Here is a 25877-nt window from a genome sequence, read left to right as displayed (position 1 = left end):
GGAGGGAAACCGAAGGTTAACAGCACGTGGAGTCGGTGAAGAGATTCCCGACGCCGGCATCAGTCCTGGTCAGGCCCGGCCGGTTCAGCAGGAGTTCAGAGGGAGGTCACCAGGATCAGGGCCAGCGGGACGGCCACGAAGACGCCCAGGACCCAGATGGCCGCGTAGATCTTCTTCTCCGCAGCCAGGGCGGCCAGCCAGGTGGCGCCGCGCGGGGGCAGGTTTCGCAGGAACGGCAGCCCGTAGATCAGGGTCACGGCCAGCACGTTGAACAGCAGGTGCACATAGGCTGCGGTCAGGGCGATGGTCGCCTCAGGGCCTGTGAAGGCGAAGGCGGAGATCAGCGCGGTGACCGTGGTGCCGATATTGGTGCCCAGGGTGTAGGGGTAGATCTGCTTCAGGGTGAAGGCGCCGGATCCTGCCAGCGGCACCGCCAGGGCGGTGGAGGTGGAGGAGGACTGCACCATCACGGTGACAGCAGTGCCGGAGGCGATGCCCGTGAGGGGGTTGCGCCCGATGGCGGCGTGGAGGACCTGCTTGGCCCGTCCGACCATCAGCACTTTGAGCAGGCGGCCGATGAAGTTGATGACCATCAGGATCAGCGCCACAGCCACCACGATCATCGCGATGCCCTGCCACATGCCGGGCACCCAGCCCAGGCCGGCCTCGATGCCATCGGCCAGCGGCTCGGTGATCACCTCGACCACAGTGCCGATGCCGCCGAAGATGCTGGCGACGAAGCCGCCGTCGGTGCCGGAGCTGACGCTGGCCAGCGAGGTGGACAGGCGCTCCAGCAGGCCGAAGGCCATCTCCAGGGTCAGGAAGATCGCCACGGCGATCAGGTTGAAGAAGTCGTGGACGGTGGCCGCTGCGAAGCCGCGGCGGAAGGCGTCCTTGTCCTTGACCATGCCCAGGCTGACCAGAGTGTTGGTCAGGGTGGTGCCGATGTTGGCGCCCATGATGATCGGGATCGCCACGGTCAGCGGCAGACCGCCGGCCACCAGGCCCACCGTCACCGAGGTGGTGGTGGAGGAGGACTGGGTCAAGGCGGTGGCCACCACACCGATCATCAGCCCGATGATGGGGTTGGTCGCGAATTCGAAGAGCGTCTCGGCCTGATCGCCTGTCGCGATCTTGAAGCCCGAACCGATGACACCGACAGCGGTGATCAGCACGTAGACAGCGGCCACGACGGCCAGCCAATTGACGATCTGCAGAGCGCGGCCGGTCAATCCGAACCGCTCGAAGGGACTGGAGAGATGCGCCACCTCTTCCGAGGTCGCGTGCTCTTCGCGGGAAGGGCTCTTCCGCTCATCGGCCAGCGGCGATGTGGTCATGTCATGAACAGTGACACCACAAGGTGAACGAAAGGTGAACATGAGGTCGCTCACCGGCGACCCGAAGCTGGGAAGTCTCGCAGATACGATGGTGTTGATCACTATCAGGTCTCTCAACGCCGATTCAGCGGAGGTTCCCTATGCATCACCACCACGGACGGCTGCGCACGGCGGGCCTGCTGGCCTTCCTCTTCGCGCTGCTGCTGGCAGTCGGCGCAGTGGTCGCCTACAGTTCCGGGACCCCTGCGTTCCTGTTCATCTTTGCCGGCATCGGGCTGGTCTCCGTCGCCTATTCCTACTGGAACTCCGACAAGATCGCCCTGCGCGCCATGAAGGCCCGCCCGGTGTCCAAGGAGGAGTCCCCTCAGCTGCATCGGATGGTGGAGGAGCTGGCCCATCGCGCCCAGCAGCCGATGCCGCGCATCTACATCGCACCCACTCCCACGCCGAACGCCTTCGCCACCGGGCGGAACCCGCAGAACGGCGTCGTCTGCTTCACCGAAGGCATCCTGAACCTGCTCAACGAACGTGAGCTGCGCGGGGTCACCGGCCATGAGCTGATGCACGTCTACAACCGAGACATCCTGATCTCCTCGGTGGCGGCCGCCGTCGCCGGCTTCCTGACCACCATCGCGCAGTTCTTCCTGCTCTTCGGCGGCGGACGCGGCAATCAGCAGGGCGGCAACCCGCTCATGCTCATCGGCTCCATCCTGGCGGTCTTCCTGATGCCGGTGGCCGCCAGCCTGATCCAGATGGCGATCAGCAGAACCCGTGAGTTCGACGCCGACGCCGACGGCGCCCAGCTCAGCGGCGACCCGCTCGCCCTGGCCTCCGCACTGGACAAGCTGGACCGCGGCATCTCGCGGTACCCCATGAAGGAGGACCCCAAGCACGACGCGCACGCCCATATGATGATCGCCAACCCGTTCGGGCCGCGCGCCAAGCAGATGTTCTCCACCCACCCGCCGATGGATCAGCGGATCGCCCGGCTGGAGGAGATGGCCGGCCACCGAGGCAGCTCCGGAAGCTGAGGCGCCGGCATCGGCGTCGGGCCCACGTGCATCGACACCCTCGTTTTACCAAGCTGAATTCAGATTACCGGCCCGCATACGCAGGGTAATCCGAGAATCGCTTGGTAAAACGAGGGTGTCGGCGTGAGGAGTGGGTCAGCTCTCGCGGGAGATGCGGACCATCTCCTCGCGCTGGACCACCTTCACCCGTTCACGGAGGGTGCCGTCGGGCAGCTCGCCGTAGGCCTCTCCCAGCCCGGCCTCGTGCTCATCGAGCTTCAACCAGCCCTCCCAGGTGGTGAACTCCACGCCGCGGGACTCCAGCAGGTCGATGACCGCCTGCTCATCCGGGTTCTCCGCCACGGGCAGCTGGTGGACGTCCTCCAACAGGCAGCCGATGGTCTCCAGGGCGTCGCCCTTGGTGTGGCCGATCAGACCCACGGGGCCGCGCTTGATCCAGCCGGTGGCATAGGTGCCGGGGATGTGTTCGCCGGACTCGTCCAGCACACGGCCGGCCTCGTTGAGGATGACACCCTTCTTCTCGTCGAAGGGGATGCCGCTGATCTCGGATCCGAAGTAGCCCACCGCGCGGTAGACGGCTTCCACTTCGTAGTCCACGAATTCGCCGGTGCCCTTGGCGCTGCCGGTGCCGTCGAGCTCCATACGCTCGAAACGGATGCCGGCCACCTTGCCGGTGCCGTTGCCCTCGGCGTCGCGCCCCTCGAGGATCTCCACCGGCTGGTGCAGGAAGTGCATGTGGAACTTCCGGGAGGCCTCCTCGGTGCGCTCCTCCTGCTCCACCAGCCAGTTGGCCAGCGTGTTGACCATGGTCTTGACCTGGTTGTTGGTGCGGATCTCCTCATCGGAGGCCTCGTCGAACTCGAAGTCCTCCTCATAGAGGACGATGTCGACGTCGCGGCTGTGGGAGAGCTCGCGCAGCTCCAGCGGGGTGAACTTCACCTGCGCCGGGCCGCGGCGGCCGAAGACGTGGACGTCGGAGACCGAGGACTTCTGCAGCTCGGTGTAGACGTTCTCCGGGATCTCCGTGCTCAGCAGGTCCTCGGCGTGCTTGGAGAGCACCCGTGCCACGTCCAGGGCCACGTTGCCGTTGCCGATGACCGCGACCTTCTCTGCCCCCAGAGGCCACTCGCGCGGGTAGTCGGGGTGGCCGTCGTACCACGAGACGAAGTCGGCGGCGCCGTAGGATCCCTCCAGCTCGATGCCGGGGATGTTCAGCGCAGCGTCCTTGATGGCACCGGTGGAGAAGATGACGGCGTCGTAGTGGGCGCGCAGATCTTCCAGGGTGAGGTCGGTGCCGATGTCCACATTGCCCAGCAGGCGGATGTCCCCGCGGTCCATGACCTTGTGCAGAGCCTTGATGATGCCCTTGATGCGCGGGTGATCCGGCGCGACGCCGTAGCGGATCAATCCGAAGGGGGCCGGGTAGCGGTCGAAGAGGTCGATGCTGAACTCGACGTCGTTCTTCTTGTGCGCCTTGGCCAGGATGTCCGAGGCGTAGACACCGGCGGGGCCAGCGCCGACGACGGCGACTCGGACAGGGCGATTCTGCGGGTTGGACACGGAGAGGATTCCTTCTGCTCGATTACCTCAGAACAGTATGCCGTAAAGCACGGCATAAGAGGGAACGTACCTGGCCCGCCGCTTCTTCCCGACGCCGACCCGCTACCCCGACCGATAGACTGCCGGCATGGCTTCCACGAGCGCAGAGACGGACATGTTCCTCGAGAAGTTCAAGGCCCTGGTGCCGAAGTACCTCGACGACCAATGGACCGCTGAGGAGGGGTTCACCGCTGAGGAGCTGCAGGAGCTGCTGGCGGACTCCGAGCTTCCGGCCACGCTGCGGCTGCCGCTGGTGCTCGAGGAGTTCTACCGGGCGCTGGGCAGCTGCGAAGAGATCATGGAGGCGTACCACTTCTTCTTCGATCCCGATGAGCTGGTGATCGAGGACGGCTGCCTGATCTTCCTCGAGGACGAGGAGGAGCGCTGGGTCTGGGGCGTAGACACCTCTGATCTCCAGGTGCCGGATCCGCTGATCCTGCGGCGGAACAATGACAAGGACGAGTGGTCCGAGGAGGCCGCCACCGTCAGCGAGTTCGTCTTCGATCTGCTGGAGTTCTCCTTCGAGGAGGAGGAGTGACGCTTCCGGCACCGCTCTGGCAGTCCCATGCCCCGCAGGGGTATGTCTGCCCCTTCTGTGGGCTGGCCGCTGGAGACGTCTCCGATCCGGGGAACCGCTGCGAGCTCAGCGATGTGGTCCACCAGGACGATGAGCTGCTGGTCTTCATGGCCTGCGACGGATTCGGGCCCCATGAGGGCCATGCCATGATCGTCCCAGTCCGGCACTATGAGGCGCTCTACGATCTCAGCGACGACCTGCTGGGGAAGATCGGGGCCATGTCCCGCGATGTGGCCGTGGCGATGAAGCTGGCTTGGAACCCGGAGGGGACCTCAGTGCGTCAGCATAATGAGCCCGCCGGCAACCAGCATGTGTGGCATTACCACCTGCACGTCTTCCCGCGGTACCGCGACGACATGCTCTACCGACAGATCCGCCATCCCGTGGACGTGGAGGTCCGGGCGCAGAAGGCTCAGGAGCTCAGCGCGGCGCTGAAGCAGGTGCTGGCAGACCGTCGACCACCGGGCACAGGCCAGGGGCGCTGACCAGCGGTGCTGACCAGGGGCGCGTATCAGCCGTCGCGCTCGACCACGGCGTCGGCGAAAGAGTTCAGCGCCGTCTTCACCGTGGACTCCGGCAGCGGAGCGATCGCAGCCTTGGCCTTCTCCGCCCAGCCGTGAGCGGCCTGCCAGGCCTCCTCCATCACCGGATGGGCGACGACGGCGGCCACAGCCTCCGCCAGGGCCTCATCGGAGCTGAGGTCACCCTCCACCAGGTCCAGCACGCGCTGGGCCTCAGCGGTCTGATCACCCTGCTGGGCGACCTTCTCGCGCAGCAGCAGCACCGGCAGCGTGGGGACACCCTCGCGCAGATCCGTGCCCGGAGTCTTGCCGGAGGCCTCGCCGTCGGCGCTGAGGTCGATCACGTCATCGGCCAGCTGGAAGGCCACGCCCACAGCCTCGCCGTACTCCTCCAGCCTCCGGGTGACCTCTGGCGAGCAGCCGCCGAAGTGGGCGCCCAGCCAGGAGGCCGAGGCGACCAGCGAGCCGGTCTTATCGGCGATGACGCTCAGGTAGTGCTCCTTGGGATCAGCCCCCTCAGAGACGCCGACCGCCTCATGCAGCTGCCCCATCACCAGGCGCTCGAAGGTCCGCGCCTGGATGCGCGTGCCCTGCTCGCCCAGCTCAGACATCATCTGGGAGGCGCGGGCAAGGATCAGGTCGCCGGCCAGAATGGCTACCGAGTTGCCCCACACCTCATGGGCGGAGGGGGCGCCGCGGCGCACCGGGGCGGAGTCCATGACGTCGTCGTGGTACAGCGTGGCCAGATGTGTCATCTCCATGACCACGGCGGCCTGCAGCACCTCGTGGCCGGCCCCCTCCCCCAGCATGGAGGTCAGCACCGTCAGCAGCGGGCGGACCCGCTTCCCGCCGGCCTCGGCCAGGTACCGAGCTGAGGAGTCGGCGGTCTGGTCCGGGGAGGACAGTGCCTGAAGCAGGCGCTCCTCGACGTCGTTGAGCGCGTGATAGACCTCCACCGCGAGGTCTTCGTCAGCAGTGAGCACCTCAAAGCCGGCGGGCAGCTTCACGGCCTGCTCCGCGGAGGTCTCAGGGGAGGAATCAGTCATCGCGTCCAGCCTACCGAGATTCCGCCGGCTTCACGGCGTGATGGATGGCCACGATCCCGCCGGTCAGGTTCCGGTACAGGACACCGGACCAGCCGGCGTCGGCGATGATGCCGCCGAGCTCGTTCTGATCCGGCCAGGCGCGGATGGACTCGGCCAGGTACACATAGGCCCCCGGGTTGGAGGAGACGGCGCGGGCCACCGGGGGCAGCGCCTTCATCAGGTACTCGTTGTAGACCGTGTTGAACGCCGGATGCGTGGGGTCGGAGAACTCCATGACCGCCAGCCGGCCGCCGGGCTTGGTCACCCGCAGCATCTCGCGCAGGCCGACCTCCGGCTCCACGATGTTGCGCAGCCCGAAGGAGATGGTGACGGCATCGAAGGTGTCATCGGCGAAGGGGAGGTTCATCCCATCCCCAGCCACGAAGGTCATATCAGGACGACGCCGCTTGCCCACCTGGAGCATGCCCAGGGAGAAGTCGCAGGCGATCGCCTCCGCGCCGCCGTCGTGAAAGGGCTCAGTGGAGCTGCCGGTGCCGGCCGCGAGGTCCAGAACCCGCTCGCCGGGCTGAACCGCCAGCGCCTGGACCAGCTTCTTGCGCCAGCGTTTTGTCTGACCGAAGGAGAGCACATCGTTGGTCAGGTCATACCGTGCGGCCACCTCGTCGAACATGGAGGCGACGTCCGAGGGCTTCTTGGCAAGACTGGCGCGATTCACCCCAGCATTCTCGCACAGCCTGGGGTGCTGGGGTGTCCCCGCGGGCGCCCGGTCCGGCGCAGTCGGCCAGATCGCTGGGGCCGCGAGCAGGGCTGAAGGAAAGGATAGAGTGGTGGGTTGTGAGTGATGCGTCCGGTCCTATGCGTTTCTGCTGTGTGGCAGTGGACCGCATCCACGGTGGGCTCGTGGAGCTGCTGGCCGCGGCCCAGCCCAGCGGCGCGTGGATCCGCCAGGAGCAGGGGCGGCTCGGGCTGGGTGTGGCCGCGCAGACCTCCGCCTCCGGTGCGGACCGGTTCGCCGATCTGGCCCACTGGTGGGACAGCCTCAGCTGGCAGGGCCCCAGCCTGGACGGCCTGCCCGCAGGTGCGGGGCCCACGGCCTTCTCCTCCATCACCTACTCCTCCGACTCCTCCTCCGCATCCCGGCTGATCCTGCCCGAGCTGATCCTTGCGGTGACCGAGCAGGGGACCTGGCTGACCGGCGTCGTCGTCTCTGAGCCTGAGAGCGGGTCGGCTGAGAAACCGGCTGCTGAAGGTTTCCCGCTGGATCAGCTGCTGCAGAAGCACGGTCTGCGGCTGGATGACGGAGCCCTCTCTGCACTCTCTGCCTCCCCCGCGGCCGTCCCGCAGGCGCAGCTGCACGCGGGCACGCATCCCGAGCAGCACTATATGGACGCGGTGGAGGCCGGAGTGGCCGCCATCGGCGAGCGCCGGCTGGAGAAGCTGGTGCTGGCCCGCGACGCCGTCGCCGCCGCCGAGGCCCCGCTGCCGCCCGGTCCACTGCTGGCCCGGCTGACCCGCGACTACTCCGACTGCTGGACCTACCGCGCCGGCGACGTCCTGGGCGCCACCCCGGAGATGCTGGTCCAGGTCCGCGGCGAGGAGCTCTTCGCCCGCGTGCTGGCCGGGACAGTGGACCGCTCCCTCGGCGAGCAGGGCGCCCGCGTGCAGCTGGTGGAGAACCCCAAGCAGCGCAATGAGCACACTCTGGCCGTGGAGTCGCTTCTGGAGCAGCTGGCCCCGGTCAGCGCACAGCTGCGCGCCCAGACCCCGCCCGCTGTGCTCGAGCTGCCCAACGTCTACCACCTCTCCACCGATGTGACCGGCCGGCTCAGCACCGCCGAGGAGGGCGCCGAACCCATCTCCCCGCTGCTGGTGGCCGAGCGGGCCCACCCGACGGCGGCGATCTGCGGAACCCCGACGGCGACGGCGGCCGGGCTGATCGGCGCGCTGGAGGACATCGACCGCGGCCCCTTCTCCGGTCCGGTGGGCTGGGTGGACACCCGCGGCAACGCCGATGTGGGCATCGCCCTGCGCGGCGGCGTCCTGGAGAATGAGGACCGGCAGCTGCGGCTCTACGCCGGCTGCGGGATCGTGGCAGGCTCCGAGCCTGCCTCCGAGCTGGCCGAGACCTGGGCGAAGATGCGCCCCATGCTCGGAGCCCTGGGCCTGAAGCGCTGACCCCTCAGCGGAGCGCACCCCCAGCCACTGACCGTTGTGTGGGCAGTTCGAGGTGATCTGACGGCGTCGGGAAGCCTCAGAACGTGTGGAAGTGCCCACACAAGTGGTGGGGCGTGGGCTCAGCCGCAGCGGCCCTAGAGCTCCGCGGCGCGGGCGGTGAGCTCTGCGTGGAAGTCGCGCAGCGGGGCGCGGTCGGTGCGGACCTCGATCACCCGGACCCCCACCCGGTCATCGGGTCCGGCGAGTGCGGCCTCGAGGTCCTGGACTGTCTCAGCCCGCCGGTGCTCATGCCCGAACCCGATGACCAGCTGCTCGATCTCCACCGACTGCGGCGTCCCGAAGAACCGCTCCACCACCTGCTGGTTCCCGCGGCGCCGGCCGACCTCACCATGCTCGAGCTGGTCGAAGATCGCCCCGCCGCCGTCGTTGATCACCACGATGTCCAGGTGCGGCCGCTCCTCGGTGGAGGGGACCAACAGCGTGTTCAGATCGTGCAGGAAGGTCAGGTCCCCCACCAGCGCTGTCACCCGCCGCTGACGGTGCAGCGCGACGCCGGCCGCTGCGGAGAGATTGCCGTCGATCCCGGAGACGCCGCGCAGCGCATAGATCCGGCGATCCTCCGCGCCGCGGTCGGCGGCGGCACCCACAGCACCCCCGACGCCGGTTGCACCTACCCCAGCACCCGGCTCGGCCGCCGGGCGGGTCAGCGCAGCGGCCAGGTCCACGTCGCGGATCACGGAGGAGGAGCCCAGCAGCAGCGGAGTGCGCACAGTCTCGGCCACGAACTGGGCGGCCCGCACTGAGCTCAGCTGTTCCTGCTCTCCCAGGGCGGCGTCGATCATCCGCTGAGCGGCGATGCCCTTCTCCTGCCAGGCCTCCTGCCAGCCCGCCGGGGCTCGGCCGGCGAACTCTGCCAGCTCGTCCAGCTCGCGCAGGCTCCGGCGCGGCAGCCGCTCATCGGACCAGGCCAGCCGCCGCGGGGCGTACTGCACCGCCTGGACGTCCCGGCGCCGGATCAGCTGCTGCACCGGCCGGGTCAGCGTGGGGCGCCCGACCACCACCACCCGCTGCACCTGCTCGCGCAGCTCGGCGGCCGCGGAGCCCTCGGGTGCTTGGAGCAGCAGCCGGTATCCCTGGACGGCACCGGTGTCGGACCAGCGGGCGCCGCTGCTGGGTTCGGCGAGGATCGGGTGGCCCAGCTGCTGGGCCAGGCCCACTGCCACGGCGGGGGCGTCATGGCCGAAGACGAAGGCGGTGCGGAAGGTGCCGAGGTCGGCGTCGTCGATCCTCTGCTGCGGGGCTGCGGTCTCACGGTCCTCTGCGGGGAGGAAGGGTTTGCGGGCCCAGCGCTGCAGCGCCTGCTGGGTGGAGGAGATCCCGGTGGGGACCAGCGGGTCGCGGAAGCCGATGTTCAGGTGCACCGGTCCGGGCACCGAGGTGGCGGAGGAGGCGGTGGCCTGGCGCATGAGCAGCCCCACCTGGGTCTCCACAGCCATGAGGTCGTCGCGGGAGGCGGGTTCCAGGCGCAGGTGGCCCTCGAGGATGTCGGACTGCTCCAGGTGGACCTCGTCGCGGACGCGTCCGGCGAACATCCCCTGCTGCCAGGTGGTCTGGTTGGCGCCGGTGCCGTGCAGCTCTTCGGGACGGTCGGCGGTGATGACCGCCAGCGGGACGCCGGAGAGCTCGGCCTCCATCACGGCGGGCAGCAGGTTGCCCGCGGCGGTGCCGGAGGTGGTGACCACGCCGGTGGGGCGGCCGGTGGCCATGGCCAGGCCCAGGGCTGTGAAGGCGGCGGAGCGCTCATCGATCCGGATGTGGACGGTGATGGCGCCCAGCTCCTCGGCCTCACGCAGCGCATAGGCCAGCGGGGCGGAGCGGGATCCGGGGGCCACCACGATGTGCTGCATGGACATGGTCAGGCCGCGGACCACCCGGCGGGCCATGCGCAGAGACTCGGCGTCGTAGGAGTCGTCGAACTCGCGGAACGGCCGCCGGGAAGAAGTCATGCCCCCAATCCTAGATCCGAGCGGCCCCGGTCAGCGCATGATGGGCCTCACGGAGGCGGGACCTCCACCAGGCCTCGCGGTCAGCCGGGAGCCTGTGGGCCTCCAGCAGAGACGACGACGGCGACGGCGCGGTCATCCGCGCAGCCTCAGCCTGCCCCGCCTCAGCCTCACCAGCCCTGGTCGCCCCCGGCACCGGGAGCACTCCCCCGGCCGGGATCAGCGGCTGCTCCACCACGTCCTGTTCGAAGAGCGCCGCAGTGCCCAGTCCACAGGCGTAGGGCAGCTTCGGCAGTCGGGCGGCGAGAGCCAGCCCGGCGCTCAGCCCCACGGAGGTGTCCAGGGCAGAGGAGGCCACGGCGTCCAGCCCGGACTCCTCCACGATCCGCAGCGCCCTGGTGACTCCGCCCAGCGGCGGGACCTTCACCACGATCAGATCGGCCGCGCCCAGCCGGGCCACCCGCAGCGGGTCCTCCGCCTTGCGCACGGCCTCATCGGCGGCGATCCGCAGCGGGTTGCCCGCTATGCCCACACCGCGACGGGCCAGCTCCTCGCGCAGCTGCGCCAGCGTGTCCACCCCGGCCACCGGCTGCTCCGCGTATTCGAAGCTCTCACCGGCCACCTCGGCCAGGGCGTCCAGCGCGCGCAGAGCCTGCTCCTGGGTCCATCCGCCGTTGGCATCCACGCGCAGCCCGGCCTGGGGCACCAGCCGGCGCACCTCACGCACACGGACCAGGTCCTTTGCCAGGGATTCCTCGAAGCTCCCGACGCCGGGCTCGGCCACTTTGATCTTCACCGCGGGGATGGCCTCCAGCTCGCCGAAGCGGCGCAGCACCTGCTCCACCTGCTCCGGTCCCACGGCCGGCATGGTCGCGTTGACGGGGATCTCGCGGCGCAGCGGCTCTCCCAGTCCGGACCAGGCGGCCTCGAGCCCGGCCTCCAGCCAGGCGGCCGACTCCTCAGCGCCGTACTCGGGGAAGGGGGCGAACTCGCCCCAGCCGGCAGGACCCTGGATGAGCATCGCCTCGCGCAGAGTCACCCCGCGGAACCGGGTGCGCATCGGCAGGCCCACAGTCCATGCCCTCTGGAGGATCTCGTCCGGATCAGCCTGCTGCCACATGCCTTCAGTCTAGGTCTGCGGACCAGCACTCAGCCCAGCTGCGGACCACCCGCCGGCCGCACTGCCCACCCGGCCGCAGCCGCGGTGTGATGCCATACTTGGAGACATGTCCGAAGCACCAGCCTCGCCTCTTCGCCGTCCGGCTCAGCGCACTCACCTCTGGGTGATCGCCGTGGGAGCCTGTGCCCTGCTGGTGCTGGTCATCTTCGAGTTCTTCGTCCGGTCCTATGTGGGCCAGCGGATCGAGCATGCGATGTTCCACGCGGCCGAGCATCAGCGGGCCGCCTTCGAGGAGGGCGGGTTCGTCCCGCATTGGCTGCTGAATCTGAGCATCGCCATCCCGGCGCTGTTCTTCGTGATCATCACGCTGGTGCGTCAGCGCTTCATCGCCGCGGGCATCGCGGTGGCCACCTTCGTGGCGGCGAACATCACCACCCAGCTGCTGAAGAACACCTTCCTGGAGCGCCCGGACCTCTCGTCGGAGAACGGGGTGCCGTGGCTGGTGAACTCCATGCCTTCGGGGCACACCACGCTGGCGGCAGGGGCCGCCGTCGCGGTGTTCCTGGTCAGCGCGCCGCGTCAGCGTCCGCTGCTGGGCTTCCTGGTGGCCTTCTTCGCCACTGCGGTGGGGGCCATCACCTTCATCGAGACCTGGCACCGCCCCTCGGACATCATCTCTGCCTACCTGGTGGTGGGCGCCTGGGGTCTGATCGGCGGCTGGCTGATCATGCGCGCCGAGGAGCGATGGAACACGGTGACCTTGGAGAACGACACCTCCCCCGGCGGCGCGGCCGGCCTGGCCTGGTTCCTGGGTGTGATCCTCACCGGTGCGTCGGCGCTGTGCTTCCTCTTCGCCGGAGGCGCCGACGGCGTCCTGGCGGTCACCGACGAGCGCCACACCACCAGCGCCTGGCACTGGGTGGCCGGCATCCTGCTCTCGGTGGGACCCGGCTTCCTGATCGCCGGTGCGGGCATCAACTTCTTCGATTCGGAGATCGGCCGCCGGATGCGCGGTCACCCTCTCCCGACGCCGCAGAAGCTCACGTACCCGGTGCCCCCTCAGTTCGCCCACCTCTACGAGGTGTGAGCGGCCCGGCGCCGGTGACCAGCCCCAGCGCCTGAGCAGAGATCAGCTGCAGAGCCTCAGGAGTCGTCGCCGCGCAGGCGGGTGATCAGCTCACGCGACTCATCCGGGCCGTAGGGCAGGATCGGGATGGCCTTGGTGGCATCGTTGACCGAGTCGCGGATGGCCTGGGAGGAGACGTTGTGGCCCTGCTGCATGCGCCGGCGCATGGAGGCCACGAACTCGGCGTCCACCGGACGGCCGTGGCCCGGCACGAACTTTGCATAAGTGCCTGACATGGACCAGATCCGGCCCAGCGTCCGCACCCACTCCTTGGGGTAGGAGTCGCGGAAGCGTGGGTCGGTGCCCTCTCGCACCAGATCGCCGCAGAAGAGGATGCCCCGGCCCTGACGGTCCTCGCGCTGGACCCCGACCACCAGGTCGCCTTCGGTGTGCCCACGGCCCAGATGCTCAAGCACCACGCTGAGCCCCTGACCGAGCTCCAGGGTGACCGGCTCCTCCTCCACCAGATCGGTGGCGGTCCCGACGCCGGCGTCGCAGTGTGCCCACACGGCTGCGGCACCGTGGGCGCGCAGGTAGGCGTTGGCTCCGATGTGATCGGCGTGACCGTGGGTGCTGACCACCACCAGCTCGGCGTCGGTGAGCTCGCGGACCCGCTCCAGCAGGTTCGCGTAGACGGCGTCCTCGGCGTCGGTCGGGCCCGGGTCCACCAACACGGCCCGATCGGGGCCGATCACCAGCCCGATGTTCAGCGGCGTGTCCTCGCTGGCCACACGACTGAGCCAGACATCTTCGCTGAGACGGGTGAACGGTTCGACTGCTGGGGCACCCACTGACACCACTGCCTTCCTTGGGATGAGGTGGTCCGTATCGGTCCCACCATTGTCCCTCAGCAGTCATGAGAGACCAGTGAGACCCGCTGGACGGCGGGTAAGACGCTCAGGTGATCCAGGTGAGGCCCAGGTAACCCCCAGTTCACGCAGAGGGCCTCCTGCGAGTAGGCTCCACCCCTGTGAATACTGACACCCTTCTCGAGTACCTCGGGATCTTCGAAGACTTCGCCTGGGAGTTCTTCGGCATCCCGGTGATCATCGCCGCCGGCTTCTATCTGACGGTCCGGACCGGACTCGTCCAGATCCGCCACCTGCCGGATATGTTCCGGTCCATCACGGACAGGGCCACCAAGGATGAGAACGGCCGCACCCGGTCCCTCTCCGCCTTCCAGGCCTTCACCGTGACCGCCTCAGCCCGCGTGGGCACCGGCAACATCGCCGGTGTGGCGGGCGCGATCGCCATCGGGGGCCCGGGTGCCGTCTTCTGGATGTGGGCGATGGCCGTGCTGAACTCGGCGGCCTCCTTCGTGGAGTCCACACTGGCCCAGCTGTACAAGACCCGGCGCTTCGACACCTATAAGGGCGGCCCGGCGTACTACATCCAGCGCGGGCTGGGCTCACGCACCGGCGGCATCGTCTTCGCCGTGATCTTCATCTTCTGCTTCGCGCTGAGCTTCACCTCCCTGCAGGCCAACACCATCGTCGACGCCGTCACCGGCGCAGCAGGCGAGATGGGCATGGAGGACACCGGGGCCCTGACCTGGATCCTGGCCGTCCTGCTGGCCGCAGGCACCGGCATCATCGTGATCTTCGGTCTGCGCAGCGTGGCCCGGGTGGCCCAGAACGTGGTCCCGGCCATGGCCATGCTCTACATCGTGCTGGGCCTGGTGGTCGTGGCCTTCAACATCGACCAGCTGCCCAACGTCATCGCGCTGATCTTCGGCGAGGCCTTCGACTTCAGCGCCATCGCCGGCGGTGCCTTCGGCGCGATGATCATGGCCGGCATCCAGCGCGGCATGTTCTCCAATGAGGCCGGTATGGGTTCGGTCCCCAATGTGGCCGCCACCGCCGATGTCTCCCACCCGGCCAAGCAGGGCCTGGTCCAGACCCTGGGTGTCTACCTGGACACCCTGATCATCTGCTCGGTCACCGCCTTCATCATCCTGGTCACCTTCCCGGATGTGCAGGAGACCGCCGACGCCAACCCGGGCGCGGAGCTGACGCAGATGGCCCTGGTGAACAACTTCGGCACCATCGGCGCAGTCGCCCTGGCGGTGATCATCACCCTGGTGGCCTTCACCTCCGTGCTGGGCAACTACTCCTACGGCGAGGCCAACGTCCTGTTCATCTCCGACTCGGAGACTCTGCGCAAGGTCTACGCCGTGGCCCTGACCGGCATCGTCTTCCTGGGCTCGGTCATCTCGGTGGACCTGGCCTGGGCCATCGCCGGGGTGACCATGGTGATCATCGCGATGTTCAACCTGCTGGTCATCATGGAGCTGGGCGGCACTGCGGTGAAGCTGCTCAAGCACTATCAGAGGCAGAAGCGTCAGGGCCTCGATCCGGTCTTCCTGGCCTCCGACATGCCGGAGCTGACCAATGTGGAGTGCTGGGCCGAGGAGGATATGGCCGAACATCTCTCCCGACGACAGAGATCCGCATCACAGCGCAGCTGACCTGGGGCTGAGAGCATGGACCCCATGCCTACCACCAGAGCCCCGGCGCCCCAGCTTCTGCGGTGGAGCGCCGGGGCTCTGCTGTGGGCGGGGGCCGCCTGGCTGATCTGGCTGACCTCAGTGCACACCGCCTCCGGCCAACTGCTGGACACGATGATGCGCGTCACCGCCTACGGCACCAGCCACGCCCTGCCGGAGCTGGACCCGGAGAACCGCTGGATCGCCGTATGGATCCTGCTGCCGCCCGGCGTCGTCGTGCTGGGTCTGCTCCTGGCCCGGCCGCGCCAGGTCCGCGGAGCCGTCCTGGCCCCGGTGGCCCTGCTGATGGCCGGGGCCAATCTGACCACCCAGATCTTCAAGACCCTCTGGAACGAGCGCCCGGCCCTGGTGGTGGACCTCGCACCGGCGTGGAGTGCGAACTCGCTGCCCAGCGGCCACACCACGATGGCCGCCAGCGCCGCGGCCGCAGTCTTCCTGGCCGCCATGCCGCGCGGGCGCCCCTTCTGGGCGATGCTCGGTGCCCTCTGGGCCGGCGGCTGGGGCGGCTATATCTTCGCAGAAGGCTGGCACAGGCCCAGCGATATGATCGCCGCCTATCTGGTGGTCGCCGCCTGGACCGCGCTGGCCGGCTGCCTGCTGCTGCAGGCCGAGCGCCGCGCCCGGGTCAGCGCGGCCATGGAGATCGCCTCCTACCCCGACGCCGGCCGGCACGGTCCGGAGTTCGATGAGCCCGACGACGACGCCCGTCAGCCCACTCCTGCTGAACGACTCAGTGCAGCCCTCTCCCCTCCCCTGCGGGACGGGCGACGCCGCGGCGGACGCAGCGCCGGGCTCTGCCTGACGCTGGGGCTGGCCGGCTGTGTGCTGGCCGCAGTGTTCCTGCTGGGGCCCATCGTGGAGGCTGAGGGGAGCTTCGCCGATCGGCTGGCCCAGTCGGCGTCGGGCCCTACGCCCTGGCTGTTCCTGGCCGGTGCGGCACTGTCCTCGGCACCGGCACTCTTCCCCGCCGCGGCAGGGATTCTGAGCTTCTCCTCCGCCTCAGCCGGCAAACATCCATACGACGCCGACCGCTGACCCTGCCGAGACCAGCAGGAAGAAGCCCAGCCACATGAAGGGCGGCAGCGGCAGCGCGCGCCAGGAGCGGGCGGCCAGGGATGCGTCGGTGGAGGCAGACTCGGGGCGGCGTCGGGTATGGATCCGGATGACGTCGAAGGTGCCCCGCACCCCGGCCAGCGCGTAGAAGACCGCCAGGACCACCACCGTGTAGGTGACGATGAGCGGGTCGTTCTGCCACCAGATCAGGCCGGTGGCGGCCAGCGAGAGCAGGCAGGAGAAGATCCCGACGGCGTTGCGGGAGAGCAGCAGCGCCAGCAGCACCACTGCCTGGTAGAGGGTCAGGGCGGCTCCGGCGTGGCCGGCGGTCAGCAGCGCGGCCATGCCCAGAGCCAGCAGACCCGGGGCGGGATAGCCGCCCAGGGCGGTGAGCAGCATGCCGATGCCCTGGCGCCTGCCCACTGAGACGGTCACCCCGGAGGTGTCCGAATGCAGACGGATCCCGGAGACCCGGCGCCCGGAGGCCCAGGCGGCGAGCACATGGCCCATCTCGTGGATGATGGTGGAGGCCTGGCGCAGCACCCGCCACAGCCGGTGCACCGACATGACCACCACGACGGCGCCGGCCAGGATCAGGACAGTGGTGGTGTCAGGCTCGGCGGCGGTGGACCACCGCTCGGTCAGCACATCGAAGAACGCGTTCACAACAGCTCAGCGTACGCGGCACCGGTGAGAGACCGGTGAGAGCTTCAGCGGGGGCGGTACTGGGCGATGATCGGGCACTCCATCGGATCGGAGTAGCCCAGGCCCACGCGGTTCAGGTACCGGGTGACGATCACATAGGACTCCACCAGTCCGGCCTCGGTGTAGGGGATCTCACGCTCGGCGCAGAACTCCTCCACGATCGGCTTGACCTTATGCAGGTTGGGGCTGGGCATGCGAGGGAAGATGTGGTGCTCCACCTGGAAGTTCAGTCCGCCCATGCCCCAGTCGATGAGCCGGCCGCCGCGGATGTTCCGGGAGGTCAGCACCTGGCGCTGGAGGAAGTCCACCTTGGTGTCCTTGGGGATGATCGGCATGCCCTTGTGGTTGGGGGCGAAGCTGGCACCCATGTAGACGCCGAAGACCGCCAGCTGCACAGCAAGGAAGCCCAGGCCCATCCAGAGCCCGGCCGCCCAGATCACCAGGGCGGGGAACGCGATCAGGCGCACTGCCAGCAGCGCGGCCTCAGCCTTGCGCTGCTTGACCTTCTTCGCCCGAGCCACGGCGTCGATGGCGTGGACATGCAGGCTGAGGCCGAAGAACAGCAGCAGCGGGAAGAGCATCCAGCCCTGACGGCGGACGAACCAACCGGCCAGGCCGTTGCGCTGCTGGGCGTCGTCCGGGACGAAGGCGATGATGCCCGGTTCGATGTCCCCGTCCTTGCCGATGGTGTTCGGGTTGGCATGGTGTTTGCCGTGCTTCTTCGCCCACCAGGCGTAGGAGAGTCCGACCACGCCGTTGCCGACCAGCCGAGCCAGCCATTCGTTGCGCCGGCCGTTGGCGAAGACCTGCTGATGAGCGGCGTCATGGGAGAGGAACGCGGCCTGGGTGAACAGAACGCCGAAGAGCGCGGCCACCAGCAGCTGCCAGGGGCTGCTGCCCAGCAGGGCCAGCAGCGTGCCGGCACCGGCGAAGGCCAGGGTCAGCACGATGGCCCGGGGGATGTAGCTCTTCGCGCCGCGCTCCAGGAGCCCGGCCTCCTTGACCCGCCGGTTCAGCTCGAAGAAGTCGTTGACCTGATGCTGACGTGCGGATCCGTCCGGCTGAGCCGAGGCTCCCACCGCGGCGGTGTCAGCGCGCTCAGCAGTGGGCTCAGCGGCGGTCCCGGTGGAGGAAGTGATCGTCATAGTGCTCAACATAGAGAACCGACGACGCCGTCCGCGTCACCCGGCGGAGCCAACTTCACCCCCTACTGGAGTAGGGGTGCGGCGTCGACGGCCCGTCGATCGTCACAGATGAGTCGTCAGAGCGCCGCCGACCCCACCCAGATGTGCCAATCGATGGAGACGGAAGGGCCCTACAGCGGGAGCCGGGCGCGCATGGCGAAGCCGCCCTCCGGCGTCGGGCTCAGATCCACCGTTCCACCCACGGCACCGATGCGTTCTCTGATCCCGGAGAGCCCCAATCCGGCGCCGGGAGCCGATTCCTTGGGCGGACGCGGTGGGGCCTCATTGACCACCTCCACGCGCAGCCGGTGGTCCTCCTCCAGGGCCAGGTCCACGTCCACGGCAGCCCCGGGGGCATGGCGCAGAGCGTTGCTCAGCGCCTCCTGCACCGCACGATAGGCGGCCAGCCCGGCGGCGGGGTTGGCTCCGGGGACGGCGTCCTTCAGCCCGCTATAGCGGATGGCGGTGCCGGAGGCGCGGGTGGTCTCCACCAGGGCGTCGATCTGGTCCAGGCCCGGCTCAGGGGCGGTGGGGGCGTCGTCCTCGGCGCGCAGCACGCTGAGCAGCATGCGCATCTCGCTCAGCGCCTCCCGGGAGGAACCGGCGATCTCCTCGAACTCGCGCTGGGCGGCAGCATCGATCCCGGGGTTGCGGTACCGGGCGGTGGCTGCCTGCACGCTGATCACCGACATCGAATGGGCCACCACGTCATGGAGCTCCCGGGCAATCCGGTTGCGCTCCTCCAGCTCCTTGCGGCGGCGGTCCTGTTCCGCGCTGGTGCGTTCGGCGGCCTCCAACCGTCCGGCGTTGAGGATCCACATCCGAGCCAACGCCCCGACGACCACCACTGCCGCGCTGACCGTGCCGGCCACGATCCCGGTGGCCAGGGCGGCGTCGGGCATCTCCGGCAGGCTCAGCAGCAGGGCGACCAGGGTCAGCAGCACCCCGGCGCACCAGCCCGAGGCCGCGCAGTACCAGGGGCGGGTCAGGGCGGCCACCACCAGCACCGCGCACTGGGTGACGAGCGCTGTGACCGGCCAAGGCCACACCGGCACGCCCGATTCGGCCGTCAGAAGCATGATGCCGGCAGAGGCACCCAGAGAGAGCCCCAGACCCGGCCACACCCAATGCAGGGTGAGCACGACGGCGGCGCTGTGACCGATGACCAGCACCATCGCCAGGGCCACCGGCACCGAGTACAGCACCGCAGTCAGCGGCCAGCCCACGGCCAGCAGCACCACGGCGGCGAAGACGCTGCCGATCCAGGCCCAGGCTCGCCCGCTGAAGGAGGCGGTGGAGGGGTCCCCCTCGGCGTCGGGGGCTGTGGCGGTGAAGGAGGCCGGGCGGGTGAGCCGATGGCCGAAGAGCTCACCGCGGCCGCCGTCGCCCAGCAGCGCGGTGGTGAGCAGAGCATCCAGCCCCGCCGCGGCGCGCAGCACCGCCGGCAGGCTGAGGATCAGGGCCACGCCCAACAGGAAGTGGGCGCCGGCGTCGATCAGGTACTGGGCGGCGGGGCTCTGCGGGACCAGGTCCGGATCCGCCAGGTGCAGCAGCTGCATGACGCTGCGCTCATCGGGCAGGAACAGGGACCAGGAGAAGTAGGTCAGTCCCGCGGCGGCGCCCACGGTCCAGACCAGGGTGACCAGGAAGGTGACCAGGCGCAGCGGGAAGGCGATGAGTGTCTCGAAGACCAGATCCAGCCAGCGCCGCGGGTCCAGCAGCAGGCGCAGCAGGCCCAGCGGTCCGGGGCCCGAGGGCCGGTAGCTGACCGGTTCCACGGCCGCGCCCCAGAGACGCAGCCGGTTGCGGGAGAGCTCGGCGAATCCGGAGGCCACCAGCAGGGTGATGGGCATCAGCAGCGCACCCAGCCAGATCACCGAGGTAGCGATGGAGGCCGCGGTCAGGCTCAGCAGCAGGCTCAGGCTGAACAGGGCGATGGGCAGGCCCGGGAGGATATAGGCATAGTGCCGTGCCAGCTGCCTCATGCGCAGGCTCCCGCCGCGCTGAGGTAGCTTTGAGCTGTGTCTGCCACCGATGCTTCCTCCTCTGCCGCAGCTGATGCGGTGCGTGTGCTGATCGTCGATGATCAGTCGATGATCCGTGCCGGATTCGCCGCCCTGCTGGATGCCCAGGAGGGCATCGAGGTGGTCGGCACCGCGGAGGACGGCGCGGGGGCCACCGATGTGGTGCGTCAGACCCGGCCGGATGTGGTCCTGATGGATATCCGCATGCCGAAGGTCAACGGCCTCGATGCCACCCGTGCTGTGCTCAGTATGCCGGGTCAACCGCCCAGAATCCTCATGCTGACCACCTTCGACGCCGACGAGTACGTCTTCGCAGCGCTGCGGGCAGGTGCCAGCGGCTTCCTGCTCAAGGACGCCGCCCCAGAGGAGCTGGTCCATGCCGTGCGCGTAGTCGCCTCCGGGGAGGCGCTGCTCTCACCGAAGGTCACCCGGACGCTGATCGCCGACTATGCGGCCCGTCCGGCAGCCCCGACCTCCGAGGCCACGCTGCTGAACGGCCTCACCGAGCGGGAGATCGATGTGGTGCGTCTGGTGGCGCGCGGGCGCACCAACTCGGAGATCGCCGAGGAGCTGGTGCTGGCCGAGCAGACGGTCAAGACCCATGTCTCCCGGGTCCTGGGGAAGCTGGACCTGCGGGACCGCACCCAGATCGTGGTGGCGGCCTACGAGTCGGGACTGGTCCGCGCCGGAGAGTGAGGAGCGCCGCCGCCTGAGATCGGCCGACCCCGCGAGGCCCGGACGCCGCCCCTGTCTCTGATTGAATGAGAGCTATGACTGCTCAGAGCTCCGCACCCACTCCTCCGCAGGCCAAGCAGGTCCCCGCCCAGCGCACGCATCATGGGGACACCGTCACCGACCACTATGAGTGGCTGCGGGAGAAGGACTCACAGGAGGTCCTGGACCACCTGCATGCGGAGAACGCGTACACCGAGGCTGTCACCGCCGATCATCAGCCGCTGCGAGACGCGATCTTCGGCGAGATCAAGCACCGTACGGTGGAGACCGACCTCTCGGTGCCTTCGCGCCGCGGCGACTGGTGGTACTTCACCCGCACCATCGAGGGCGAGCAGCACCCCATCTACTGCCGCGTCCCCGCGGCGGGCGACGCCAAGGATCCCGCAGCCTGGACTCCGCCCCAGATCCAGCCCGGTGTGCCGCTGGAGGGTGAGGTCACCTATTTCGACACCAACGCGGAGGCCGAGCCCCATGCCTTCTTCCAGCTGGGCGGGATGGCCCGCGCCGACTCCGGCCGCCTGCTGGCCTACTGCGAGGACACCACCGGAGATGAGCACTACACACTGCGCTTCCGGGACCTGAGCACCGGAGAGAACCTGCCGGAGTCGGTGGAGAACGTCCACGGCGGCCCGGTCATGGAGCCCTCCGGCGAGCGCGCCTACTACATGGTGGCCGACTCCACCTGGCGGCCCTACCGGCTCTACATGCACACCCTAGGGACCCCTGCCGAGGAGGACCGGCTGCTGCTGGAGATCACCGACAGCGAGCTGTGGACCGGAATCGGGCTCTCTGCGGATAAGAAGCAGCTGCTGATCCTCTCCGGGAACTCCGAGTACAACGAGACCCGGATCCTGGATGTCACCGACCCTGAGGCAGAGCCCCAGCTGCTCATCGGCGCCGAGCAGCGCCTGCTGCACACTGTGGACCCCATCGACCTCGACGCCGGAACCCCCGACGACGGCGACGCCGAGCGCCTGCTGCTGATCACCCACAACCAGTCCGGGCCCAACAACGCGCTGTCGGTGACCACCCAGGAGGCGCTGCTCGCGCAGTCGCCGGGCAGCTCCTCGGCCGAGCCGGTGGACCTGGGCACCGAAGTGATCCCGCATGAGGAGACGGTGAAGTTCGAAGGCGTGGCCGTCACCTCCTCGCAGGTGCTGGTCAGCGCCCGCCGGGACACCGTGGAGTCGGTCTACCTGCTCTCTCTGGAGGCGCTGCGAGCCGTGCGCGCAGGTGGGGACCCTGTGCCGGCGTCGTCGCTTCCCGGCCCGGCCTTCGAAGAAGGGGCCTACACCTGCGCCATCGTCTCAGCCCAGTACGAGGCCCCGATCTTCCGCGTGCTCTACACCTCCTGGGTGACCCCGCCACGGATCTATGACATCCCGCACGATGCAGGCTCCGGCGCCGCGGAGCCGGTGTTGCGGCGCCAGACCCCGGTCAACGACGTCGCCCTCTCCGCCTACCGCTCCACACGTCTCTGGGCACCCACCGGGGAGACCGCGGAGGACGGCAGCGAGGTGCAGGTACCGATCACCGTGCTGCACCACCGGGACGTCTCCCCGACGGCGGGCGGACACCCGACCGTAGTCTTCGGCTACGGCTCCTACGAGATCAGCATGGACCCCTACTTCTCAGTCTCGCGGCTCTCGCTGCTGGACCGGGGCATCGTCTTCGCCGTGGCCCATGTGCGCGGCGGCGGCGAGCTGGGGCGCCGCTGGTACGAGGACGGCAAGAAGCTGAAGAAGGTCAACACCTTCACCGACTTCCTCACCGCCACCGACCTGCTGGTGGAGACCGGCTGGGCGGACCCCGCACGGACCGCGGCCTACGGCGGATCTGCCGGCGGACTGCTGATGGGCGCCATCCTGAACATGGCCCCGGAGAAGTACGCAGCCGTGGTGGCCGATGTGCCGTTCGTGGACAACCTGACCTCCATCCTGGACCCGGAGCTGCCGCTCTCAGCCTTGGAGTGGGAGGAGTGGGGCAACCCCATCACCGACCCCGAGGTCTACCGGTACATGAAGTCCTACTCCCCCTATGAGAACGTCCGGGACGTGGAGTATCCACCCGTGGCTGCGGTGACGTCCCTGCATGACACTCGCGTGCTCTATGTGGAGCCGGCCAAATGGGTGCAGGTGCTGCGCGAGCATCAGCAGGGCGAGGCCCCGGTGGTGCTCAAGATCGAGATGGACGGCGGCCACGGCGGTGCGTCGGGACGCTATGAAGCATGGAAGGAGACGGCCTGGATCTTCGCCTTCCTGAGCCATCACCTGGGGGTCCGCAGCGGCTGAGACGAACTCAGCGCGGCAGTGCGCGGGCCGACTGCCCGTGCGGACCGGTGCGCGCCAGCGGCTCCCCGTCCAGGGCCAGCACGAAGCCCTGCCGCTCCACCTCATCCTGAGGCAGCCGCTGCTGGATCCCCGGGAAGACAGTGGGCCCTTCATTGCTGACCCAGCGTGCGCCGGAGGCTCGCAGCTGCGCGAGGAAGCGGGCGCGCTCCTCACGCGGAAGGTAGACCAGCACCGCCGAGTGGAAGACCACCGGCACAGCCCCAGCAGGGACCTGAGCCAGCAGCCCGGCCAGCTGCTCGTTCAGATCCCCGACCACCAGGTGCGGAGGCTGCTGAGCCACCAGCTGCGCCCCGGCGTCCAGCCGCTCCAGGCGGTGCTCCATGCCGGGCCAGACCAGGGCGCGCAGCCAGTCGGCGTCGTCGGGTCGCGTGAGGTCCAGAGGGTTCAGATCGACTCCGGCGCGCCAGGCCACCTCCGGCAAGCTCGACGGCGGCTCCACCCCCTCCAGCGTGCAGTTCAGCTCCACTCCTGAATGCAGCGGGCCTCTCGGACTCAACAGCTGGTCGCCGGGCTGATATCGAAGCGGCCAGGCATCGGGGTAGAGGCACAGTCCCGCAGAGGCACCCACTTCGATCAGCGCCAACGGTCTGCCCACCTCCTCCGCGATCCGTGAGAGGACGAGGTTGAGCACCGCCAGCCGGCCTGGTTCGTTCGTCTGGGTCCGTCGTGCGCGGAGAGTTGCGGCGATGGCTTCCCAGCGCTGGATCACCTGCTGCCGCGCGTGGGACCAGGATCGGAGCTCCACACCGTGGATCCGCGCAGCGGCGAAGAGCAGATTGGGCTGACGCTTGGACGCCGGCACCTCGGCCAGCAGGCGCAGAACCTCGTCACCCGCAGCGGCCGAAGCCGCCCATTCGGCATAGAGCGGTGACACCTCGGCCGCCTCCACCGCAGCGAAGTGCCGGTAGTACTCACGCAGCTGAGCGGCGTCGTCGTCGGGAAGCTCGCGCATGGCCTCACCGTAATGCGCGCAGCGGGCCGATGGATAGACTGGCGGGGTGACCAACACCGATTTTCCTGAGCAGGTATCCGATCTCTTCGACCCACGGCAGTGGCGCTCGGTGGAGGGCTTCGATTTCGAGGACATCACCTACCACCGGCGCGTGGAGCGCGACGCCGACGGCGCGATCCTCCGCGATCTGCCGGCTGTGCGGATCGCCTTCGACCGCCCAGAGGTGCGCAACGCCTTCCGCCCCAGGACCGTGGACGAGCTCTACCGGGCTCTGGACCATGCACGGATGACCCCCGACGTCGGCGCCGTGCTGCTCACCGGCAACGGGCCGTCGCCGAAGGACGGCGGGCACTCCTTCTGCTCCGGAGGCGATCAGCGCATCCGCGGTCGGGACGGCTACCGGTATGCGGGGGGTGAGACTGCCGAGACCGTGGATCCGGCACGCGCCGGGCGCCTGCACATTCTGGAGGCGCAGCGGCTGATCCGCACGATGCCGAAGGTGGTCATCGCCGTGGTGAACGGCTGGGCCGCCGGCGGCGGGCACTCCCTGCATGTGGTGGCGGATCTGACCATCGCCTCCAGGCAGCACGGGAGGTTCAAGCAGACCGACGCCACCGTGGGATCCTTCGACGCCGGCTACGGCTCAGCCCTGCTGGCCCGGCAGGTGGGGCAGAAGAAGGCCCGGGAGATCTTCTTCCTGGCGCGGGAGCACTCGGCTGAGGACATGGTGGCCGCCGGCGCGGTGAACGAGGCCGTGGACCACGAGCGGCTCGAAGAGGTCGCGCTGGAGTATGCGGCCGACATCGCGCGTCAGTCCCCACAGGCGGTGCGGATGCTGAAGTTCGCCTTCAACGCCGCCGACGACGGCCTCGCGGGCCAGCAGGTCTTCGCCGGCGAGGCCACCCGCATGGGCTACATGACCGATGAGGCCGTGGAAGGCCGCGACGCCTTCCTGCAGAAGCGCGACCCCGACTGGAGCGCGCACCCGTACTACTATTAGATAGCAGCAAAACCCCAGGTCAGCGCATTTTCTGCTCGTCGCCGGGCGCACACCGGGCGCAACTTTTCCCGCTGGGCGCAGGAGCAGCACCCACAACGGCGATCCCACGGGCGGACACCTCCACACCGCAGTCTCCACATCCCTGCAGGTCGCAGACCCAGCGCTGCTGCTCTGGCACTGGCGGCTCCACTTTCCTGCCGCACGCCCCTCCGACCAGCCTGCCTGCCTTTGCGCGGAGGGCCAGCCTGTCTCCATGGACGCCCAGCCGACCGGGGGCTCACAAATCTCAGGGAGAAGGTGCACATGTGAAGCAATGGGGGTTGTTCGTTGCGGAAGTGCGGAACTGCGGAAGTTATCTGGCTCTTCGTGTTTGAGGGTGTAGTGGCTGGTGGCGTGGCGATGAGCGGATAGAGGTCGAGGCCTTTCGATGATTGGAGTTACCACACTGCCAATCAGAAAGACCTCGACGTGGCTAAGCCTACTTTCACTGCCCCTGATCTTGATAGCTTCTGCCTGCTTGACCAGCTGGGACTGACCGCGGTCGGTCAGCGCCTCGAGCCCGACCAGGCGGTGTTGGAGTGCCGGGTCATTGATGCGGACCCGTGGTGCCGAGAGTGCGGAGCCGAAGGCCTGGCGCGGGACACTGTGATCAGGAAGCTGGCCCATGTGCCGCTGGGGTGGCGGCCTACCACTCTGTGGGTCCGAGTTCGGCGTTACCGCTGTCCTGGTTGCGCCCGAGTGTGGCGCCAAGACACCTCCACCGCGGCCGCGCCGAGGACGAAGCTGACCCGACATGCGGTGCTGTGGGCACTGAAGAGTCTGGTGATCGACA

General features: G+C 68.7%; 22 protein-coding genes. 11 read left to right on the top strand and 11 right to left on the bottom strand.

Annotated elements, in window-relative coordinates; genetic code table 11:
- Positions 1–95: 95 nt before the first annotated feature.
- Complete coding sequence (locus IEW85_RS07705) at positions 96–1337, bottom strand: Na/Pi symporter (protein WP_188684369.1); 1242 nt, start codon at positions 1335–1337, stop codon at positions 96–98.
- Positions 1338–1477: 140 nt separating this feature from the next.
- Here IEW85_RS07705 and IEW85_RS07700 point away from each other — a divergent pair, with 140 nt between their 5' ends.
- Entirely contained in the window at positions 1478–2368 is an 891-nt protein-coding gene (locus tag IEW85_RS07700) for a M48 family metalloprotease (RefSeq protein ID WP_188684367.1), read from the top strand.
- 135 nt (positions 2369–2503) lie between these two features.
- Here IEW85_RS07700 and IEW85_RS07695 read toward each other — a convergent pair whose 3' ends face one another.
- The gene (locus IEW85_RS07695; RefSeq protein WP_188684365.1) at positions 2504–3928 is read right to left on the bottom strand and encodes an FAD-dependent oxidoreductase; all 1425 of its coding nucleotides are present in this window, start codon (positions 3926–3928) and stop codon (positions 2504–2506) included.
- Positions 3929–4055: 127 nt separating this feature from the next.
- Between IEW85_RS07695 and IEW85_RS07690 the strand changes: the two genes are divergently transcribed.
- Together IEW85_RS07690 and IEW85_RS07685 are read left to right on the top strand one after the other, a co-directional pair.
- Positions 4056–4505, top strand: a complete 450-nt coding sequence (locus IEW85_RS07690; protein WP_188684363.1) for a hypothetical protein — start codon at positions 4056–4058, stop codon at positions 4503–4505.
- Positions 4502–5029: an HIT family protein gene (locus tag IEW85_RS07685; RefSeq protein ID WP_188684361.1), complete on the top strand. Its 528-nt coding sequence runs from the start codon at positions 4502–4504 to the stop codon at positions 5027–5029. Before IEW85_RS07690 ends, IEW85_RS07685 begins: the two co-directional genes overlap by 4 nt.
- Before the next feature lie 26 nt (positions 5030–5055).
- Here the strand turns inward: IEW85_RS07685 and IEW85_RS07680 are convergent, their stop codons facing one another.
- A complete protein-coding gene (locus IEW85_RS07680) occupies positions 5056–6111 on the bottom strand; it encodes a polyprenyl synthetase family protein (RefSeq protein ID WP_188684358.1) in 1056 nt (351 codons plus the stop codon).
- 10 nt (positions 6112–6121) lie between these two features.
- Positions 6122–6826 carry a demethylmenaquinone methyltransferase gene (locus IEW85_RS07675; protein ID WP_188684356.1) on the bottom strand — a complete coding sequence of 235 codons (705 nt, stop codon included), beginning with the start codon at positions 6824–6826 and terminating at the stop codon, positions 6122–6124.
- A gap of 119 nt (positions 6827–6945) precedes the next feature.
- Here IEW85_RS07675 and IEW85_RS07670 point away from each other — a divergent pair, with 119 nt between their 5' ends.
- Positions 6946–8286, top strand: a complete 1341-nt coding sequence (locus IEW85_RS07670; protein ID WP_188684354.1) for an isochorismate synthase — start codon at positions 6946–6948, stop codon at positions 8284–8286.
- A gap of 134 nt (positions 8287–8420) precedes the next feature.
- On the opposite strand, the gene menD is transcribed toward IEW85_RS07670, so the two are convergent.
- Both menD and IEW85_RS07660 read right to left on the bottom strand, forming a co-directional pair.
- Positions 8421–10292, bottom strand: coding sequence for a 2-succinyl-5-enolpyruvyl-6-hydroxy-3-cyclohexene-1-carboxylic-acid synthase (gene menD / locus IEW85_RS07665; protein WP_188684352.1), 1872 nt, complete (start codon positions 10290–10292; stop codon positions 8421–8423).
- Between the two features lie 10 nt (positions 10293–10302).
- Positions 10303–11409: an o-succinylbenzoate synthase gene (locus IEW85_RS07660; RefSeq protein WP_188684350.1), complete on the bottom strand. Its 1107-nt coding sequence runs from the start codon at positions 11407–11409 to the stop codon at positions 10303–10305.
- A 106-nt stretch (positions 11410–11515) separates the two neighbouring features.
- On the opposite strand from IEW85_RS07660, the gene IEW85_RS07655 reads away from it, so the two are divergent.
- On the top strand, positions 11516–12496 hold the full coding sequence (locus IEW85_RS07655) for a phosphatase PAP2 family protein (protein WP_188684348.1): 981 nt from the start codon (positions 11516–11518) through the stop codon (positions 12494–12496).
- A 56-nt stretch (positions 12497–12552) separates the two neighbouring features.
- Here IEW85_RS07655 and IEW85_RS07650 read toward each other — a convergent pair whose 3' ends face one another.
- Entirely contained in the window at positions 12553–13326 is a 774-nt protein-coding gene (locus IEW85_RS07650) for an MBL fold metallo-hydrolase (RefSeq protein WP_188684346.1), read from the bottom strand.
- Between the two features lie 179 nt (positions 13327–13505).
- Here IEW85_RS07650 and IEW85_RS07645 point away from each other — a divergent pair, with 179 nt between their 5' ends.
- Positions 13506–15002, top strand: a complete 1497-nt coding sequence (locus IEW85_RS07645; protein ID WP_188684344.1) for an alanine/glycine:cation symporter family protein — start codon at positions 13506–13508, stop codon at positions 15000–15002.
- 24 nt (positions 15003–15026) lie between these two features.
- Entirely contained in the window at positions 15027–16076 is a 1050-nt protein-coding gene (locus IEW85_RS07640; protein WP_188684342.1) for a phosphatase PAP2 family protein, read from the top strand.
- On the opposite strand, the gene IEW85_RS07635 is transcribed toward IEW85_RS07640, so the two are convergent.
- From IEW85_RS07635 to IEW85_RS07625, 3 genes are all read right to left on the bottom strand, one after another.
- Positions 16041–16760, bottom strand: coding sequence for a M50 family metallopeptidase (locus tag IEW85_RS07635; RefSeq protein ID WP_188684340.1), 720 nt, complete (start codon positions 16758–16760; stop codon positions 16041–16043). The two genes, IEW85_RS07640 and IEW85_RS07635, sit on opposite strands and share 36 nt — an antisense overlap.
- A 44-nt stretch (positions 16761–16804) precedes the next feature.
- Positions 16805–17944 carry a fatty acid desaturase family protein gene (locus IEW85_RS07630; protein WP_188684337.1) on the bottom strand — a complete coding sequence of 380 codons (1140 nt, stop codon included), beginning with the start codon at positions 17942–17944 and terminating at the stop codon, positions 16805–16807.
- 170 nt (positions 17945–18114) lie between these two features.
- Positions 18115–19968, bottom strand: a complete 1854-nt coding sequence (locus IEW85_RS07625; RefSeq protein WP_188684335.1) for a sensor histidine kinase — start codon at positions 19966–19968, stop codon at positions 18115–18117.
- Positions 19969–20004: 36 nt separating this feature from the next.
- On the opposite strand from IEW85_RS07625, the gene IEW85_RS07620 reads away from it, so the two are divergent.
- Positions 20005–20703, top strand: coding sequence for a response regulator (locus tag IEW85_RS07620; protein WP_268234662.1), 699 nt, complete (start codon positions 20005–20007; stop codon positions 20701–20703).
- Between the two features lie 74 nt (positions 20704–20777).
- Positions 20778–23033, top strand: coding sequence for a S9 family peptidase (locus IEW85_RS07615; RefSeq protein WP_188684333.1), 2256 nt, complete (start codon positions 20778–20780; stop codon positions 23031–23033).
- 7 nt (positions 23034–23040) lie between these two features.
- Here IEW85_RS07615 and IEW85_RS07610 read toward each other — a convergent pair whose 3' ends face one another.
- Positions 23041–24045 carry a DUF2332 domain-containing protein gene (locus IEW85_RS07610; RefSeq protein WP_188684330.1) on the bottom strand — a complete coding sequence of 335 codons (1005 nt, stop codon included), beginning with the start codon at positions 24043–24045 and terminating at the stop codon, positions 23041–23043.
- 46 nt (positions 24046–24091) lie between these two features.
- Here IEW85_RS07610 and IEW85_RS07605 point away from each other — a divergent pair, with 46 nt between their 5' ends.
- A complete protein-coding gene (locus IEW85_RS07605) occupies positions 24092–25045 on the top strand; it encodes a 1,4-dihydroxy-2-naphthoyl-CoA synthase (protein ID WP_188684328.1) in 954 nt (317 codons plus the stop codon).
- Positions 25046–25513: 468 nt separating this feature from the next.
- Positions 25514–25877, top strand: a 364-nt coding sequence (locus IEW85_RS07600; protein ID WP_188684326.1) for a transposase family protein, incomplete at its 3' end; no start/stop codon positions are given.

Source organism: Nesterenkonia cremea (genome assembly GCF_014642675.1).
Classification (GTDB): Bacteria; Actinomycetota; Actinomycetes; order Actinomycetales; family Micrococcaceae; genus Nesterenkonia; species Nesterenkonia cremea.
Note: the sequence above shows the minus strand (reverse complement) of the source record. Positions and strands in the feature narration are given on the sequence as shown.